At 49.3% G+C, this 17,181-nt stretch carries 19 protein-coding genes; 7 read left to right on the top strand and 12 right to left on the bottom strand.

What is annotated here, in order from left to right:
- Positions 1 to 98 precede the first annotated feature (98 nt).
- The 3 genes from NSB25_RS00095 to NSB25_RS00085 are packed head-to-tail and all read left to right on the top strand — an operon-like array spanning position 99 to position 2,199.
- Entirely contained in the window at positions 99 to 1,322 is a 1,224-nt protein-coding gene (locus NSB25_RS00095; protein WP_103239539.1) for an argininosuccinate synthase, read from the top strand.
- Positions 1,323 to 1,342: 20 nt separating this feature from the next.
- Positions 1,343 to 1,912, top strand: a complete 570-nt coding sequence (locus NSB25_RS00090; protein ID WP_103239538.1) for a hypothetical protein — start codon at positions 1,343 to 1,345, stop codon at positions 1,910 to 1,912.
- Positions 1,913 to 1,920: 8 nt separating this feature from the next.
- Positions 1,921 to 2,199, top strand: a complete 279-nt coding sequence (locus NSB25_RS00085) for a DUF1294 domain-containing protein (protein WP_103239537.1) — start codon at positions 1,921 to 1,923, stop codon at positions 2,197 to 2,199.
- A 44-nt stretch (positions 2,200 to 2,243) separates the two neighbouring features.
- Here NSB25_RS00085 and NSB25_RS00080 read toward each other — a convergent pair whose 3' ends face one another.
- Entirely contained in the window at positions 2,244 to 3,080 is an 837-nt protein-coding gene (locus NSB25_RS00080) for a DegV family protein (protein WP_103239672.1), read from the bottom strand.
- A gap of 261 nt (positions 3,081 to 3,341) precedes the next feature.
- Between NSB25_RS00080 and NSB25_RS00075 the strand changes: the two genes are divergently transcribed.
- Positions 3,342 to 3,839 carry a DUF5721 family protein gene (locus NSB25_RS00075; RefSeq protein WP_146040025.1) on the top strand — a complete coding sequence of 166 codons (498 nt, stop codon included), beginning with the start codon at positions 3,342 to 3,344 and terminating at the stop codon, positions 3,837 to 3,839.
- 15 nt (positions 3,840 to 3,854) lie between these two features.
- On the opposite strand, the gene NSB25_RS00070 is transcribed toward NSB25_RS00075, so the two are convergent.
- The 4 genes from NSB25_RS00070 to NSB25_RS00055 form a co-directional block, all read right to left on the bottom strand.
- Positions 3,855 to 4,211 (bottom strand): SpoVA/SpoVAEb family sporulation membrane protein, encoded by a 357-nt coding sequence (locus NSB25_RS00070; RefSeq protein ID WP_103239671.1) that lies wholly within the window; start codon positions 4,209 to 4,211, stop codon positions 3,855 to 3,857.
- Between the two features lie 98 nt (positions 4,212 to 4,309).
- Positions 4,310 to 4,807 carry a shikimate kinase gene (locus tag NSB25_RS00065; RefSeq protein ID WP_103239535.1) on the bottom strand — a complete coding sequence of 166 codons (498 nt, stop codon included), beginning with the start codon at positions 4,805 to 4,807 and terminating at the stop codon, positions 4,310 to 4,312.
- Between the two features lie 11 nt (positions 4,808 to 4,818).
- Complete coding sequence (locus NSB25_RS00060) at positions 4,819 to 5,193, bottom strand: RidA family protein (RefSeq protein ID WP_103239534.1); 375 nt, start codon at positions 5,191 to 5,193, stop codon at positions 4,819 to 4,821.
- Between the two features lie 35 nt (positions 5,194 to 5,228).
- Positions 5,229 to 5,480 carry a hypothetical protein gene (locus NSB25_RS00055; protein WP_103239533.1) on the bottom strand — a complete coding sequence of 84 codons (252 nt, stop codon included), beginning with the start codon at positions 5,478 to 5,480 and terminating at the stop codon, positions 5,229 to 5,231.
- Between the two features lie 269 nt (positions 5,481 to 5,749).
- On the opposite strand from NSB25_RS00055, the gene NSB25_RS00050 reads away from it, so the two are divergent.
- Positions 5,750 to 6,931: a hypothetical protein gene (locus NSB25_RS00050; RefSeq protein ID WP_103239532.1), complete on the top strand. Its 1,182-nt coding sequence runs from the start codon at positions 5,750 to 5,752 to the stop codon at positions 6,929 to 6,931.
- 13 nt (positions 6,932 to 6,944) lie between these two features.
- Positions 6,945 to 7,823 carry a hypothetical protein gene (locus NSB25_RS00045; protein ID WP_103239531.1) on the top strand — a complete coding sequence of 293 codons (879 nt, stop codon included), beginning with the start codon at positions 6,945 to 6,947 and terminating at the stop codon, positions 7,821 to 7,823.
- Positions 7,824 to 7,866: 43 nt separating this feature from the next.
- On the opposite strand, the gene NSB25_RS00040 is transcribed toward NSB25_RS00045, so the two are convergent.
- The 5 genes from NSB25_RS00040 to NSB25_RS00020 all read right to left on the bottom strand — a co-directional run bounded on the left by NSB25_RS00040 (position 7,867) and on the right by NSB25_RS00020 (position 14,937).
- Positions 7,867 to 8,898: a stage V sporulation protein AD gene (locus NSB25_RS00040; RefSeq protein ID WP_103239530.1), complete on the bottom strand. Its 1,032-nt coding sequence runs from the start codon at positions 8,896 to 8,898 to the stop codon at positions 7,867 to 7,869.
- A gap of 77 nt (positions 8,899 to 8,975) precedes the next feature.
- On the bottom strand, positions 8,976 to 10,103 hold the full coding sequence (locus tag NSB25_RS00035) for a hypothetical protein (protein WP_103239529.1): 1,128 nt from the start codon (positions 10,101 to 10,103) through the stop codon (positions 8,976 to 8,978).
- Between the two features lie 98 nt (positions 10,104 to 10,201).
- Positions 10,202 to 11,293 (bottom strand): tryptophan--tRNA ligase, encoded by a 1,092-nt coding sequence (gene trpS / locus NSB25_RS00030; protein WP_103239528.1) that lies wholly within the window; start codon positions 11,291 to 11,293, stop codon positions 10,202 to 10,204.
- A 160-nt stretch (positions 11,294 to 11,453) separates the two neighbouring features.
- On the bottom strand, positions 11,454 to 14,291 hold the full coding sequence (locus tag NSB25_RS00025) for a cation-translocating P-type ATPase (protein WP_172455065.1): 2,838 nt from the start codon (positions 14,289 to 14,291) through the stop codon (positions 11,454 to 11,456).
- A 91-nt stretch (positions 14,292 to 14,382) separates the two neighbouring features.
- Positions 14,383 to 14,937, bottom strand: coding sequence for a ferritin-like domain-containing protein (locus NSB25_RS00020; RefSeq protein WP_103239669.1), 555 nt, complete (start codon positions 14,935 to 14,937; stop codon positions 14,383 to 14,385).
- Between the two features lie 466 nt (positions 14,938 to 15,403).
- On the opposite strand from NSB25_RS00020, the gene NSB25_RS00015 reads away from it, so the two are divergent.
- Positions 15,404 to 15,802, top strand: coding sequence for a bacteriohemerythrin (locus tag NSB25_RS00015; RefSeq protein ID WP_103239527.1), 399 nt, complete (start codon positions 15,404 to 15,406; stop codon positions 15,800 to 15,802).
- Between the two features lie 81 nt (positions 15,803 to 15,883).
- Here the strand turns inward: NSB25_RS00015 and NSB25_RS00010 are convergent, their stop codons facing one another.
- On the bottom strand, positions 15,884 to 16,345 hold the full coding sequence (locus NSB25_RS00010) for a low molecular weight protein-tyrosine-phosphatase (RefSeq protein WP_103239526.1): 462 nt from the start codon (positions 16,343 to 16,345) through the stop codon (positions 15,884 to 15,886).
- Between the two features lie 149 nt (positions 16,346 to 16,494).
- Entirely contained in the window at positions 16,495 to 17,022 is a 528-nt protein-coding gene (locus NSB25_RS00005; RefSeq protein ID WP_207656154.1) for a hypothetical protein, read from the bottom strand.
- Positions 17,023 to 17,181 lie beyond the last annotated feature (159 nt).

The following is a 17,181-nucleotide window of genomic DNA, read 5'->3' as shown; positions in this document are numbered from 1 at the left end:
AAACATCACGATTTACTTGCATTTCCCACCGAAATGTTGTATATTGTGTAAAGGCAAAAATAACCTGAAATTACATTATATACGGAGGATTCCTGTCAATGAAAGAGAAAGTAGTTCTGGCTTATTCCGGCGGTCTGGATACCACCGCCATCATTCCCTGGTTGAAAGAAAATTTTGATTATGAAGTCATCTGTGTCTGCGTGGATTGCGGACAGGAAGAGGAGCTGGATGGTCTGGAGGAGAGAGCGAAAGCCTGCGGCGCCTCCAAACTTTATATTGAAAACGTGATTGACGAATTCTGTGACGAATACGTGGTTCCCTGTGTACAGGCAAACGCCGTCTATGAGAACAAATATCTGCTGGGCACTTCCATGGCAAGACCGCTCATCGCCAAAAAGCTGGTGGAGATCGCCAGAAAAGAGGGGGCTACCGCCATCTGCCACGGCGCCACCGGCAAGGGGAACGACCAGATCCGTTTCGAGCTGGGCATCAAGGCACTGGCCCCTGATATCAGAATTATCGCCGCATGGAGAAATGACAAATGGACCATGGATTCCCGTGAATCGGAAATCGAGTACTGCAAAGCACATGGCATTCACCTGCCTTTTTCCGCAGATTCTTCTTACAGCCGTGACCGCAATATCTGGCATATCAGCCATGAGGGTCTGGAGCTGGAGAATCCGGCCAACGAGCCCAATTATGAGCATCTCCTGGTGCTGGGTGTCACTCCCGAAAAAGCACCCGAAGAGGGCGAATATGTCACCATGACCTTTGAAAAGGGTGTCCCCGTTTCCGTAAACGGCAAAGCCATGAAAGTCTCCGATATCATCCGCACGCTGAACGAAATGGGCGGCAGGCACGGCATCGGTATCATCGACATTGTGGAAAACCGTGTGGTGGGCATGAAATCCCGGGGAGTTTACGAGACTCCGGGGGGAACCATTCTCATGGAGGCTCATCAGCAGCTGGAGGAGCTTATCCTTGACAGAGATACTTATGCGCTGAAGAAAGAAATGGGAAGCCGTTTCGCCAGCCTTGTCTATGAGGGAAAATGGTTCACTCCCCTTCGTCTGGCAGAGCAGGCCTTTATCGAGGAGACTCAGAAATATGTCACCGGAGAAGTGAAGTTCAGGCTGTACAAAGGCAATATCATCAAGGCAGGCACCACCTCCCCTTATTCTCTGTACAATGAAAGTATTGCCTCCTTCACCACAGGCGATCTGTATGACCATCATGACGCGGAAGGATTTATCAATCTGTTCGGACTTTCCTGTAAAGTCAGAGCCATGAAGATGCAGGAACAGGGAGAGAATTTATTCTGACATACGGAGGCAGAATCGGTATGAAGAAAAAGATAAGTCTATTATGCGCTGTCCTTCTGCTGGCTGCGTTTCTGACCGGCTGCGGCGGCAGCGGTGTGGCCCCTGTGGTAACTGTCAACGGTACGGAACTCACCATCGGTGAATCTTATATGTACACATTGACCCAGACCGACGAAGGATATCAGGAGCGCATTTACAGGGCAGATGCGGTAGGCGCCGTGCCCTATGGGGAGCTGGAAGCCAACTCTTACTGTGCGGATCTGCTCCACATTTACAAGGATGACAAGCCCTGTGTCACAGTGAAGGTGTACAATCCCGATGGGGAGGCCAAATTGCTGTCCCTCTGTCCCATCTCGGAGCTGACCTTTTCCATGGAGGATACCCATGCCCTGGTAAACGGCATTGATTTCTCCTCCATGGATTCTGCCGGAGTGAAGGAAGCCATGGCCGCCTACAAGCTGGGAAAAGAGACCGACAGCGGGACTCTGCGCTATGACGACGGCGAGTATAAATACTTCTTCCGCTTTGATGAAGCCACCGGTCTGGTAAATGAAATCTCTGTGGAAATTGTGTTCGGGAAATCTTATTGAGGTCTGATATGCTGTTCAAAGTGATGGGAATCTATCTTCTCCTTATGAATATCATCGGCTTTTCCCAGATGGGAATCGATAAAAAAAGAGCTGTCCGAGGTGCCTGGCGCATCTCGGAAGCTTCTCTGTTTCTGACCGCCCTGTTGGGAGGCGCTTTGGGAAGTACCCTGGGAATGCATTATTTCCGGCATAAGACAAGACACTGGTACTTCCGCTATGGTATGCCCGCCATTTTTGCGGCGGAACTCTTTCTGTCTGTTTATCTGTTTTCAGAGTATCATTCCTGATTCGCGGCCGGAAATGGCTGAAGGCCATCCAGCCGCACACATCCTCATGTGGTCACAATCACGCCGCCGTCATTGGCATACATACTGCTGATGCCCCTGGTATCCATGATGATGCATTCCTTAAAGCCCGCCTTTGCCAGAATCTGTTCTTTCACCTGCTGGGCTCTGGCCAGGGCATTACAGTGCGTGATAATCAGTCGGCGTTCCCCGGGATTCTTCACCTCAGCCGCCGCCAGTTCCGCCAGCTTTCCCAGCGCTTTTTTGATTCCGATGGTCTGGCTTCTCTGAATGATTTCTCCTTTATCCGCTCCCATCACGGGCTTGATGTTCAACGTGGATGCCACCAGGGCCTTCACCCCGGACAGCCTGCCGTTTTTCCTCAGCGTCTCCAGATTATCCAGAACAAAATAAGTCTGAATACTGTCTCTGAACGCCTCTATCTTCTCCACAATCTTCTCAAAGGAAAATCCTGCTTCCTCCAGTTCCATCAGCTTCAGTGCAATCTGTGTCTCACCTCCGCTTGCCGACTCGGAGTCTATTACATGAATCTGCTTTTCTCCGTGCTTTTCATGATACAGCTTTTTCCCCAGCTCCGCACTGTTGTAGCTGCCGCTTAAGTGAGAAGACAGCGTGACCGCATAGATATGCTCTGCGGAATCATCATAACTCTCCATGAAACGCTCCGGCGAAGGGCAGGAAGATTTAGGACATTTGGGATATTCTGCTACTTTTCTCAGGAACTCCGCCTGGTTGAAAGTCTCATCATCCATTCTGCAGTATTCCCCCACTTCCAGCCCTAACGGCACTCTCTCAAACCGCCTGTCCTGACGCAGGTTCTCCGGAAGCTCGCAGCAGCTGTCCACTACAATCTTATAACTCATATCAATATCCATCCCTTTCCATGACCTGCTTTTTACAAAGCTCTTCTCTCTGCAGGTACATCCGTTCTACCACATCATTTCATCATCTGGTATGAAATATAAAATATTGCGTTTTTCTCTTCAATACAATGTGGTTTTCATTACTATATATAATAGCACATATTACCTGCATATGTAAAGAGCAGAATGAATATTGATAACCGAAATAAACTCTGTTATAATAACTTTGCCGCAGAAAACGGCAGAAAGGATACCCACTTTATGACTGCATTACAGATTACTTCCATGAAACAGTTTATGAATCAGCTTCTGGTGGCAGATGCTTTTGAACCTTTCCTGCTGGAGGAAGCCGTAATCGGCGGCGCCAGTACCTTTACCATAGACGGCCATGTAAACCGGGAATTCTACGGACCCGAAGACAGCAGTGAAATCCTGTATGATCTCCGTCCCTGGAGCGAATTAAAAGGGCTGTGCTTTGACCTGATAAAAGGAAAACGCACACCCCTGTTCTTCCGTTTTGTATTCCATCTGATGCCCGATAAGGCCGAAGCTCTGCTGAAAAAAGAAAACTGTGACGTTGACCCGGCCCAGGTAAAAGCGCTGGTGCTGAACATCCGCTATGACGGCTCCAAAGCCGTTCTCACCACCGGAACCGCCTTCCACACCTTCCTGCTGTCCAAAGAACCGGATATCATCTGGGACAAAGCATTTAAAAAGTACCTGGAAGGCAAAGGGATTCCCTGGGAGGAAATCAGCTGAGAAGTGCGGATAAATTCAGCGTTTCATTTTGGACTTGAATACCAGACTTGCCAGATAGCCGAAAATCAGCGCTGCTGCGGTTCCCACCGCCCCGGCTTTAAAGCCGCCGGCGAACAGCCCCAGCAGCCCCTGTTCGTCCACTGCTTCCCGGACTCCTTTCATCAGCACATTTCCAAAGCCCAGAAGCGGCACGCCGGCTCCGGCTCCGGCATATTCCTGAAAGGGTTCATACCATCCCAGAAAGCTGATTACTGCCCCTGTCACCACCAGCAATACCATAATGCGGCCGGGCATCAGCTTCGTCTTCTCCATGAGAATCTGTACCAGGGCACAGATAAGTCCGCCTACCCAAAAAGCATTTACATAATCCATCATCTCACCTGCTCCTTTTCTTACCTTATTCTCAGTATCCGTCAAATGATGAAAATTATGCATATTTCCCAAAGGCAAAATAAGCCTCTCCCTGCTTTTCAAATCATGGAAGCCGCCGTATGCACGATTTCCCGAATCTGCTTTCCCTGGCAGTCAATCACTCTGTGAGCATATTTTTCATAGAGAGGCACCCTCTCTTCATAAAGTTCCTCCAATGTCTGCCCGGGCATCAGCGTGACACCCCTGGCATTCAAATCTCCCAGACGCTCCACAACCTCGGCCAGCGGAAGCTTCAGGTATATCACGGTTCCCATGCGCCTTAGGTGTTCCATGGCCTCCCTGCCATAAATCACACTGCCGCCGGTAGCAATAACGCTCCGCTGCAGCTCCAGCGAAGCGTTCACTTCATTCTCAATCTTCCAGAAGCCTTCCACACCCTGCTCTTCGATAAGTTCGTGAAGAAGCTTTCCGTATTTTTCCTGAATCACCAGATCAGAGTCCACAAAACGGTATCCGATTCGCTTCGCCAGCACCACACCCACAGTACTCTTGCCCGCGCCCGGCATACCAGTCAGCACAATATTTCTCTTACCCATTTTCCGCCCTCTTACAGTGCCGCGATAACTTCCACCTCACACAGCACGTTTTTCGGCAGCGTTTTCACTGCCACACAGCTTCTGGCCGGCTTCTCGGTAAAGTACTTCGCATACACTTCGTTAAAAGCGGCGAAATCACCCATATCTGCCAGAAAACAGGTAGTCTTCACCACATTCTCACAGGTAGTTCCGGCCTCCGCAAGCAGCGCACCCACATTCTTCATCACCAGTTCCGCCTGGGCAGTAATATCGGCGCCCTCCACGTTTCCAGTGGCAGGATTGATGGGGATCTGTCCGGATGCAAAAAGCATTCCGTTTACAATGATTCCCTGTGAATAGGGGCCGATAGCAGCCGGGGCTTTGTCTGTTGAAATTTTACGCAGCATAAATTTTCCTCTCTTTCCTCTTATCCAGTCTCTTTCTATTTGTTCCTGTCGGGATCCGGCTCGTCAAACTCCGCCGTCACATAAAAGCCTCTGTCGTTCTCGATGACATCCGTCACTCTGCCTTCCCGGCTCTTCAGTCTGTTCCGGAACGGAATATTGGCGGACATGGCCAGGGCCGGGTCAATCACATAATAATAGTTGCTGGGAAGCAGTCCCTCCGTCACCGTAATCTTCCGGCCTGCCTCCAGCAGCCCCGGTCTCTCCATTTTGAATTCCATTTTCCTCAATGCAGCATCCCTCACAGCCTTTTTCCTACGCTTTTCCGAACCCCTCGTCGCATGATATCCGAAAAAGTCCTGTTTTATTTTAGCACAGCCTGAAAGACATTACAAGAAAAACCAGAAGGCAAAAACAGATAGACAGAAATAAATATTGTATTTTTCCGTTTTTTTCTATATAATAGAGTTTGTTTGATTTCCGTTTGGAAACATTTAACTTGAGAATTCCACAATATAACATCGCAAAAGATACTATCACAAAAACAGGAGGTTCCCCCTTGCATTCCTCAAAATATTACAACCCGATTTCAATCTATATACTGCTTGCAGTCGTCAGTGTTGTCGCTGTGTCCATCCGTTACCTGGGCCGTGACATCATCACTGTAGACTTCGAAAACTGTCTGAACCTCTGGCATCTGGAGATGCAGAATGCCGGTCCCGGCATTGAAGCACTTCTGGCCTACACAGGCGACTATCCCATGCCTTATGCATTTATCATATGGCTGCTGGGCAAGCTCCCCGTTCCTTTTCTGTACAGCTGGAAGCTGTTCAATGTGGCATTTGATTTCGCGCTGGCTATTATGGCAGGAAAAGTGGTCAGAGAGCTGAAGCCCGAAAGCTGCTGGAGCTTTCCTCTGGGATTCTGTATCACCCTGCTCCTGCCCAATGTCATCCTCAACAGTGGTTTCTGGGGACAGTGCGACTGTGTCTACACTACGTTTCTCCTGGCCGCATTTTATTTCTGGCTGCGCAAAAAATATCCGGTGGTCATGATCATGCTGGGGATTGCCTTTTCCTTCAAACTGCAGTCTATATTTTTCATGCCTTTCCTTCTCATCGCATACTGGCAGAAACGTAAATTTTCCATTTTACAGTTTCTGCTGATTCCAATCACCATGTTGGTGACAAACATTCCGGCTGTAATTGCCGGCTGTTCCCCCATGATCACTTTCACGAAATACATCGGGCTTACCACAGAATGTCCCTGGCTATATTATTACTATCCCAATATCTGGTTCTTCTATCAGATACGTCCCTATTATCGTTTCGGCACCTGCCCTATTCTGCTGACGGTGGTGGTTCTGATGATTTTTGTAATACTTCTGGTAAAAAATAAAATTATTCCTGATCACAATAATGCTTTGCCCATCCTTCTGTGGACAGCATATACCTGTGCATTTTTTCTGCCTGCCATGCATGAAAGATACGGATATTTCATGGAATTGCTGGCCGTGATCATGGCCATTATCCATATCCGCTCTCTCTGGATTCCTGTGATTATGATTTTGTGTACTTTTCCCAAATACCTGTTTGCGGTGGGCATCGGAGACAATCCGCTAAGCATTCAGATGGCAGAAGCCATGGGAAACACTTTTCTCTATATAGCCTGTACCTGTGTCCTGTGGTATCAGCTTTTTTCAGGAAACGAAAAACGTATCTCTTTCCGGAAACCGGAATAGAAAGGAATCAACAATGCTGAAACTGGAAGAAAAGATAATTGAGTGGATAAACGGGCGCCTAATTTACATTGCTTTCATTATCGTGCTGGTCACAGCCGTATGGATCCGACTGGCAGGCTGGGAATATGTGGGAAATGATTATCACTTTTACCTCTACGATATTCCCGGGAACTGTAATTCTCTGCTCTATCGCTCCATTGTGGCATTTTTAATGGAACGTTCTGAATTTATTGTCATGTTATTAAAGTTCTTTGCCTATACGGGAGATTTCGCAGTGACTTTCTTCACAATGGTGTTATGGCGGCGAAGCCATTCACATCTGAATCCTGTGGCTGCCTTTTTCCTGCTGACAGCCTGTCTGCTCTCCCCTGTTATATTGATTTACAGTATGGGCGGCATGAGAATAGATTCCCTCTGTATGTCACTGATTCTGGCCGGTATTCTGTGCCTGCGGAGCAAATTGTATTTCCCGGCAGTGCTGCTTGCGGCTGCCGCCGCTTTTCTCTATCCGGTATACTGGCCTGTCGTCCTGACCCCTGCCATATGGATTGTTATAAAGCAAAAAAGGGATGGCCAGATGACCATCCACATGACTGCAGCTCTCTTTCTTCTGTTCTGCCTTCTGATACTATCCGTTTTCCTGGAAAATCATGGAGGCGACGGAAGCTTTTACTGGGGAAAGCTCTTTGTCATCAATCCCCACACGGGAGAAGCCTACGCAAATCCCGGTCAATGGCTTTCGGGAATGTTGAATTTATATGGTTACTGTCTGGCCACAGGCAGCCTTTTGCCGGCCTTCAGCCGCAGACGGATGCGCATACCCGCATTGCTCCTGCAACTGATAATCCTGCTGTATATGGGCTGGCAGCAGACTTCTGCCCTTGCCATTTAAGGTCAGAAGCGGGGCAAATCTGCTCCGCTCCTGGGATTTCTATTTATCCCACACTCTCCAGCACCACAGCATGGGCAATTCCCGGGACACTCCGCCCCTCGTTGAAACTGGTCTTGCTGAGCAGAGCACCGGTAGGCATGAAAAGTACCTTTTTCCAGTTTTCTTCCTCCAGCTGCTTCAACACATAGGCAGACAGTGTGACGGCACTGCAGCCACATCCGCTGCCTCCCGCGTGCGTGTCCTGGGATTCCCCGTCAAATATCTCGATTCCACAGTCTATATGCTGCTTAGAGATGTCAATTCCCCGTTCTCTGAGCAGATCCACCAGCACTCTCTGTCCTACTTTCCCCAGATCGCCTGTGATAATCCTGTCATACGCCTCCGGCGTAACGGCGAAATCAGTAAAGTGCTGCGCCAATGTATCTGCAGCTGCCGGCGCCATACAGGCCCCCATATTCATGGAGTCTCTCAGGCCATAATCCACCACTTTTCCCACCGTCATTGCAGTGACAGCAGCTCTCGCTTTTCCGTTAATGCCTTTGGCCTCACGGCCCAGCACAAAAGCACCGCTGCCAGTCACAGTCCAGGTAGCTGAAAGCGGCCGCTGATTGCCGTATTCCAGCGGGAAGCGAAATTCTTTCTCCGCACTGGCGAAATGACTGGAAGTCACGCACACACATTTATCCGCGAAGCCGCCCGCAATACTCATGACCCCAAGAGTTAAGGCCTCTCCGCAGGTAGAGCAGGCTCCATACACACCTAAAAGCGGTATCTGATACGTGGAGATTCCGAAGGAGGTAGCCATGGACTGCCCCAGCAAATCTCCTGCGAACACAAAGGAGATATCCTCCGGCCTCAGCCCTTCCTTGTCCAGAGCCAGCCCCACTGCCTCTTTCTGAAGCTTACTCTCTGCTTCTTCCCAGGTGGCACAGCCGAACAGATCATCTTCGCCCACCTTATCAAACAACAGCCCCAGGGGACCCTCTCCTTCCTTCGTTCCCACAACACTGGCACTGTTCAGAATATATACCGGCTGTGTCAGCTTTATACTGGCCTTTCCCGATTTCTGATTCATAGATTTTCCTCCGAATTCCGCAATACTTTTTATTTCTAATCAGTATCTCCATCGAGAGGAAATCTATACGAATGCTTTTACTCTTCCGTCACTACATACACCAGGCTGGTAACCACATACAGAACCTGGCCGTTATATTCCACTCTGGACCAGCCGGAATCCGCGCTGTATCCGGTGCGATGAGCTTTTTCTTCATATTGCAGCTGACAGCTGACAGTACCGTTACCTTCCGAGGTACTGGGTTCCGTCCTCAGATTCACATATTCTTTCGGCGAAATCCAGTCGTCACAATCTGCAAAAATGATTACTCTTCCGTCAAGTGTATTGACCCTGTTGGGATTGGAAGGCTGCACCGGAGGCTTATAATTCAGATCCGTGGTCAGATATTGGGTTACCGCATATACCGTCTCACCGTTATATTCGATTTTCGACCAGCCGGTATCTCCGTTGACCCCCACACGCTTCAGGACTTCCCCGTTTTTAGACTGAATCACAATATTCCCGTCATCGGTGGTGGTGGGTACAGATCGCAGATTCACCACATCCTTCGGCGTCACCGATTCTTCCACCGCTCTGAATTCCATCGTCCCGGTTCCCTGCACAGGTTCCTTATTCTCATTGTCCGTAACCTCTGCAGAGCTGTTTCCCGACGGTTCCGTCCCTCCTTCGGCTTCCGGCGAAGTTACCGCATCTGTTCCCGCGTCTCCGCCCGAAGGCTTCTCCCCGCCGGTCCCACTGTTCGAATCTGACGGGTTGTCCGCCTCCGGATCTCCGGATGCTTCCGGTGCCCGACCTGCATCCGGGACTCCTGCCGGTTCGGATTTCCCCTCTTCGTCCGGCGTTCCCGCCGGATTCTGTGCCGAGTCATCTGTTCCTGCGGGCCCCGAGGATCCGTTTTCTTCTCCGGCCTCCCCTTCCGCAAAGCTGTCCTGCCCGCCATCCTCTGATTTGTTCGTATGAGTAAAATACCACAACACTGCGCAGATAATCGCCGCCAGAACCACCATGCCCAGGAAAAGCGCCACTTTTACCCATGTGCTCAGACCATCGTCCTCTTCCGGCTCCTCTTCGTCCTGCCACTCCTGCTCATCATCGAAATCCAGCTCCTCGTAGTCCGATTCGCCGTAACCTTCTTCCTCATAATCCAGCTCATCCACTTCTTCGTCAACGGGAGCCTGCTTCCGTCCTTTATCCCATTTCTTCATATGCTGCCTCCAATGCATCTGCACCCTCTTCCGGCGCACAGCGCCCAAAGAGCCTGTCCCACGGTCACAGACAACGGTCCCCGCCGTCCCAGCTTCTCCTACTGCTCTTCATATTTCTCACTCTGAGCCCGAATCAGCTCCGCATCCTCAAAATAATTAATCTTCATGGCACTTTTTACCTCGGACAATGTCTCTGCCGCAACCTCCCGCGCCGCATCGCTGCCTTTTTTCAGAATTTCATAAATTGCAGGAATATTCTTCTCCCATTCCTTCCTGCGACTGCGGATGGGTTCCAGCGTCTCCTGCATAATGTTATTCAGGAATTTCTTCACCTTCACATCCCCCAGACCCCCTCGCTGATAATGAGCCTTCAGCTCATCCAGATTCGCATAGTCCGGCAGATATCGTTCAAAATGCTCCTGTCTGCAGAAAGCATCCAGATAGGTAAACACCGTATTCCCCTCCAGATGTCCCGGGTCACTGACCTGCAGGTGCAGCGGATCGGTATACATACTCATTATCTTCGTACGGACTTCATCCGCCGTGTCCGCCAGATAGATACAGTTGCCGAGAGACTTGCTCATCTTCGCCCTGCCGTCCGTACCGGGCAGTCTCTTACAGGCCTCCTGTTCCGACAGAAGCGCCGCCGGCTCCACCAGCACCGGCGCATATACCGTATTAAACTTATGCACGATTTCTCTGGTCTGCTCAATCATCGGCAGCTGGTCGTCCCCCACAGGAACAGTGGTCGCTTTAAAAGCGGTGATATCCGCCGCCTGGCTGATGGGATAGGTGAAAAAGCCCACCGGAATGCTGGCCTCAAAATTGCGCATCTGAATCTCACTCTTCACCGTGGGATTCCGCTGCAGTCTGGCTACCGTCACCAAATCCATATAGTAAAATGTCAGCTCACAAAGCTCGGAAATCTGCGACTGAATGAGCAAAGTGGATTTCTCCGGGTCCAGCCCGCAGGAAATATAATCCAGAGCCACCTCTATGATATTCTGTCTGACTTTTTCCGGATTCTCAATATTATCCGTCAACGCCTGGGCATCGGCAATCATGATGTAGATCTTCTTATATTCTCCGGAATTCTGCAATTCTACACGCCGGCGGAGAGAACCCGCATAATGCCCTATATGAAGCCTGCCTGTGGGCCTGTCCCCGGTCAAAATAATCTTATTTTCCATGTCACTGTCTCCTCCATAATCCCGCCGTATTGTGCGGCTGGCGTATACCATATGCACAGGTCCCGGACAGAAACCATCATGGTATCAGTGACCATTCGGCCGCTTTCTGCCCAGGATATGTGCATAATTATATCATATCTTCCCCATCAGGAAAACTTTTTTATGTTCTTTTTTTCACCATGGCACCCAGGACCAGAATCTCATGCGCAAAAAGCGGAGCCGCCGCCAGAATACTCAGGCGCATCCATTCCCTGCCGGACAGCGGAAACGTGCCGAATGCCCGAATCAGAACCGGAATCTCCGTCACCGCAAACTGCAGAAGGAATCCGGTCACACAGGCAACAATCATCAGCTTGTTCTCCAGATGTTTCATGCGGAAGACAGATTTCTGGGTATCCCGCATTCCCACCGCATGAAAGAGCTGCGACATTCCCAATACGGTAAACGCATATGTCTGCGCTTTGGAAAGAACGGAGGCATTCTTCAGAACTTCCGCCAGACTTTCCGGTGTCACCGCCAGATCGTTGACACGAAGCAGCGCGCAGGGCAGCATCAGAAAAGCCGTCAGGCTCACCGCCGCAATCAGGGCTCCATAAAAGCAGGTACAGACAAGGCCACCCCGGGCAAACAGGCTCTCTCTCGCTTTTCTGGGCTGCTGCTTCATCAGGCTCCTGCCATCGTTTCTGTCCACTCCCAGCGCCAGAGCCGGCAAAGAATCCGTAATCAGATTAATCCAGAGAATATGGCTGGATTTCAGAGGAGCGGCCATGCCGCAGATTACTGCCAGGAACATGGTAATAATTTCTCCCAGGTTGGACGAAAGTAAAAATATTACCGATTTCCTGATATTTTCATAGACGCCTCTGCCTTCCTCGATAGCGCGGCGTATGGTAGCAAAATTATCATCAGTCAGAATCATATCCGAGGCCTGCCTTGCCACGTCCGTCCCCGTTTTCCCCATGGCAATGCCGATATCTGCCTTCTTCAGCGACGGCGCGTCGTTGACCCCGTCCCCTGTCATGGCCACAATTTCTCCTCTTCGCTTAAATCCGTCCACAATGCGTACCTTCTGGGCCGGTGACACCCTGGCGAAGACTCTGAGTTCCTCTATGCGGGAGGCAAATTCCTCATCTGACAGGCGACTCAGCTCCTCCCCTGTCATACATTGCCTTTGATTCTCTGCAATCCCCAGCTGTCGCCCTATGGCAAAAGCAGTATCCACATGGTCACCGGTGATCATGACAGTCTTCACACCAGCCTCCCGAAAGTCCGCCACCGCCGCTGCCGCCTCAGGTCTGGCCGGATCCCGCATTCCCACCATACCCAGAAAAGTGAGATTTTCCTCCTGCGCCCGGGTCACTCCCGGCCGGACGGCTATGGCCAGTGTGCGAAGCGCTTCTCTCGACATCTCGCTCAGCGCCGCCTTCAGCTGCCTGCGGTGAAGCTCTGTCAGCCGCATCACACCCTGTCCCGTAAAAATATGGGTACACCGCTTCAGCACCTCGTCCGGAGCTCCTTTTGTATAGGCAATCCTTTTTTGCCCGGCGTCACTCTGTTCTGCCAATCCCGGTCCGGTCATTTTCAGTTTAGAGGCTCTTAATTCTGCGGTCCTTGATTCGGCGGCTCTCAGCTCTCCCATACCGGCATACTCCCGGACAGATCTCCCCTTCTCCTGCTCCCGCCGGCTTCCTGCCTGCCGGGATGATGGCACAGTTCTCTGTCTATGTAAAGTGGTCATCATTTTCCGGTCAGAGTCAAAGGACAGTTCATCCACCCTCGGCATCTGTCGCTCCAGCTCACTTTTTTGAATTCCCAGCAGTTCTGCCGCATCCAGCAGGGCAAGCTCAGTAGGGTCTCCCGTCCTGCTGCCGCCCTCCGCCGAAGCGTCATTACAAAGTGTCATCCCGTATATAAAGTCGGGACACTGGAAGAAATCATACTCTTCCATTTTCCGAATACAGCCGTCGAACCAGCATTTTTCCACTGTCATACGGTTCTGAGTCAGTGTTCCCGTCTTGTCAGAGCAGACCACACTCACCGCCCCCAATGTCTCCACGGAAGGAAGTCGCCGCACAATGGTATTGACCTTCACCATCCGGGTAACACTCAGCGCAAGGCAGATGGTCACCACCGCCGGGAGCCCCTCCGGAACCGCAGCCACTGCCAGGGAAATAGCCGTAATCAGCATTTCCGGAACATTTCGATGCTGAAGCACCGCAATCACAAACAAAGCCGCACAGAGCAACAGACTCAGAAGACTCAGTACCTTACCCAGCTCCCCCAGCCTTCTCTGCAGAGGCGTCATCTCCTCTTTAGCTTCCGTAATCATGGCGGCGATCTGCCCCAGCTCTGTATTCATCCCCACAGCGGTCACCAGCCCCTGCCCTCTGCCATAAGTGACAATGGTGGACATATAGGCCATATTCTGCCGGTCCCCCAGGGGCAGATGACTGCCTCTCGTGCTGATAAATCCGGCGTCTTTTTCCATAGGGAGAGATTCTCCTGTCAAAGCGGATTCCTCAATCTTCAGATTCGAAGCTTCCGTCAGCCGCAGGTCCGCAGGCACCTGGCACCCGGCTTCCAGACATACCAGGTCCCCCAGTGCCAGTTCCGCCGCCGGAATCTCCATACGCCTGCCATCCCGGATTACCATAGCCCTGGGACTGGTAAGTTTTTTCAGGGACTCCAGTGCCCTCCTGGCTTTCCCTTCCTGCAGCATGCCCACCGCCGCATTCAGGACCACCACCACACCGATGATCACTGCATCGCTGATCTCCCTGAGCAGCACGGAAACCATGGCCGCCACAATCAGCACATAAATCAGAGGGTCGTTCAATTGCTCCAGAAACGCTTCCACCGGCGTCTTCTTCCGGGGTGCCTTCATCTCGTTTCTGCCGTCCCTGCGCAGTCTCTCCCCGGCTTCCTTCCCACTCAGTCCCAAATCTCTGTCGCTTTTTAATTCTTCTGCGGTCTCTGTAATACTGTATTGATCGAACACACAAAACCTCCCGAAGCTTGTTTGCATTGCAATTCTATGCTTCGGGAGGTGAAAGTATGTCCATGTCATCATGATTCCATATAAAACGCAATCATGCCGAAAGTTCCTCAAGCAGTGCCTGCAGCAGTATAATATGATACTCCTCATCTCTGATAATTCTTCTCAGTACAGCATTCACATACTCATCGCTGATTTTGCAAATGTGTGCCCTGTACTGCGCAATCGCCTCTTTTTCAGCTTCTATATCCGCACACAACATTTTCTTTGCATTCTGCGAAAGTGCCAGACAGGCCGGCGTCCACATGGTTTGTTTCCCGTCAGGCCTTTTTGCATTGAAGTCCACTTCTCCGCCCAGCAGCTGTATCAGCTCTCCCAGTTTCTGCAAATGCATCATTTCTGCAATGGCAATTTCCAAAATGGTTCTCGCCAGATGACAGTTTTCCTGACACAGCCTGTTCTCATTGTTAATATACTGTGTAATCGCAGAAAGCTCTGACACCGCTCCGCAGTAATCAAAGCTGAGTAAATCGGCATACCCCTGATTCCTGCATCTGACCTGAATGGGCGGATAGGGCAAATCCAGCATAGCCGGCTTCAGTCCGGCCATATTACAATTGCCTGTAATCGGTTTTCTGTTTGCTTCCATACTTTGTCTTCTCCCCGTTTTATTTTCCATTATAGGAATTGCCCTGCAATCCTTATAATTAGTTCTGCTATAATTCTATTATATTAAGGCAGCTTGATTGTGTGTATCCGGAATTGCCAGGATGCAGGAAGCGTCCGCTTTTATATAATACCCGCAGGCAGCGTATCTTCTCCATTTCCAGGCGAATTCTCATCGGCAGTCTTCGAGTGAGTATGGCGCAAAGCTTGTCTGCACTACGCATCGAAACAGCATCTTCGTCTGTAGATGAAACGCAAAATTCACTGTGTGGAGTCGTATTTCCGGCAATCATGTAAAAGCTACATACTGCAGATTATATCAGGAAAATGCATGGGCCAAACCATACTTGTACCTTCCATGACATTCATAAAATTTATTGACTGCCTCGCTAAAAAGCAGTAAAATAGAAAGGATTCAAAAGTTCCGGAAGATAAAAGGAGAAGATATCATGTACGAAATGAAACCCGAATATTATACAGGAATAAAAGCAATAGATCAGGAACATACCAGGTTGTTCGAACTGGCACAGGAAACATATGAGCTCATGAATGATGAACTTCTGCTTGACAAGGCGGAAAGCCTCACCCGCCTTCTTTCCGAGCTCATAGACTATACCAAAACCCACTTTTCCCACGAAGAAGCGTATCTGGAAAGTATACACTATGCCCAGAAGGCGGCACATGTGGCTCAGCATCGGAAATTCGAGGACAGTCTGCTGGAATTTGACTTGAATCTGGTAGACGACGATCCTGAAAGTCAGGATGAAACCGTTTCAAATCTTCTTGATTTCCTTGTCAATTGGCTGATCAATCATATTCAGAAGGTAGATATGCTGTATGTAAAATAACAAAATCATGACCTGAAGCGATGCCCCGAAGCCCCCTGGTATATAAAAGCAGGTGCTTCGGGTTCTCTATTACTGTCCTGTTCAGGACAGCTGTTCCAGCAGAGCTTCACAGCCCTCTATCACATCACGGTAAGTAGTCTCAAAATCACCGGTATACCACGGATCTGAAATATCTCTGTCAGAACCGGCAAAGGACAAAAGCTTTGCCACCTTACCTTCCGGATCGCCGCCCAGCATCCGATGCATGTTGCGGATATTGGCACTGTCCATGCCGATGAGATAGTCGTATTTTGCATAGTCGGAATGCTGCAGTTGGACAGCTCGCTTTCCTTCACAGCCGATGCCGTGCTCTGCCAGTTTCTGTCTGGCTGGCGGATAGACGGGATTGCCGATGCCGTTCCAGATTTCCTCTGTGCTGGTGGCGGCGGAGGCGATGTGGAACTGGGCGGAAAGGCCGGCTTTTTCTACCAGGTCTTTCATGATGAACTCGGCCATGGGGCTGCGGCAGATGTTGCCGTGGCAAATAAATAATATTTTTATCATCTTGAATTTATCCTTTCATAAGCCTTTAAACCTTGATATATCGGGCTTCTTGGCACTTTTCTTCAATTTTGTATTTTGTCCTTACCTCACGCAAATCTATATAAATCTACGCAAATTTATGGGCAAATGGTGTAATAATCACACTATTATCATTTCAATAATGCTGTTAGAGATGAAGAAAAACCTCTCATATCAACATAACCATAAATATCATCACATAGATATTTAATAAAATCTTTTTCCGAAATTCCTATTTTTTCAAGGTTAGACAATATCACTTTATAAAAATTTTTCCCATCCGTATCTTTACTTATGGATGTTCTTGGATCATTCATATAATCTGCAATAATATCATATAAAGACCGCTGATTGAAATATTTATCTCCTATTAATTTGATAAATTTCTTATCCTTTTCAATAATACACTTACTTCTCAAAAATTTTTCAATACTCGGAATAGGCAAAAAACATTTTGGTAGATATTTATACTCCTGCTTCTCATTTATTTTATCTTTTACATCCCCATCATAAATACTAATAATATGTTTACCAACACCCAAAGTGTTGTATGTGACCATATCATGATGCAATTTTAACATTTGATTACAACCACCAGAAGGCAGCACACAACATAATTTACTCTTATTAAGCCCATTTTCTCGTACAATTTTTTCCACCAACACTTTTGCTAATTCATCTTCAACTAACAACTATAAATGAGCAAATATTGAAATTTGCACAAAACTACCCTACCAATTTCAAAACAGCTTCAAGTGACGCACCATTTTTTATGAACTGGTGCAGATTACCGATTCGCTCTATTTTGACTTGATCTT

This window comes from Acetatifactor muris (assembly GCF_024623325.1).
GTDB classification, from domain to species: domain Bacteria; phylum Bacillota; class Clostridia; order Lachnospirales; family Lachnospiraceae; genus Acetatifactor; species Acetatifactor muris.
This window is presented reverse-complemented; position numbering and strand designations above follow the sequence as displayed.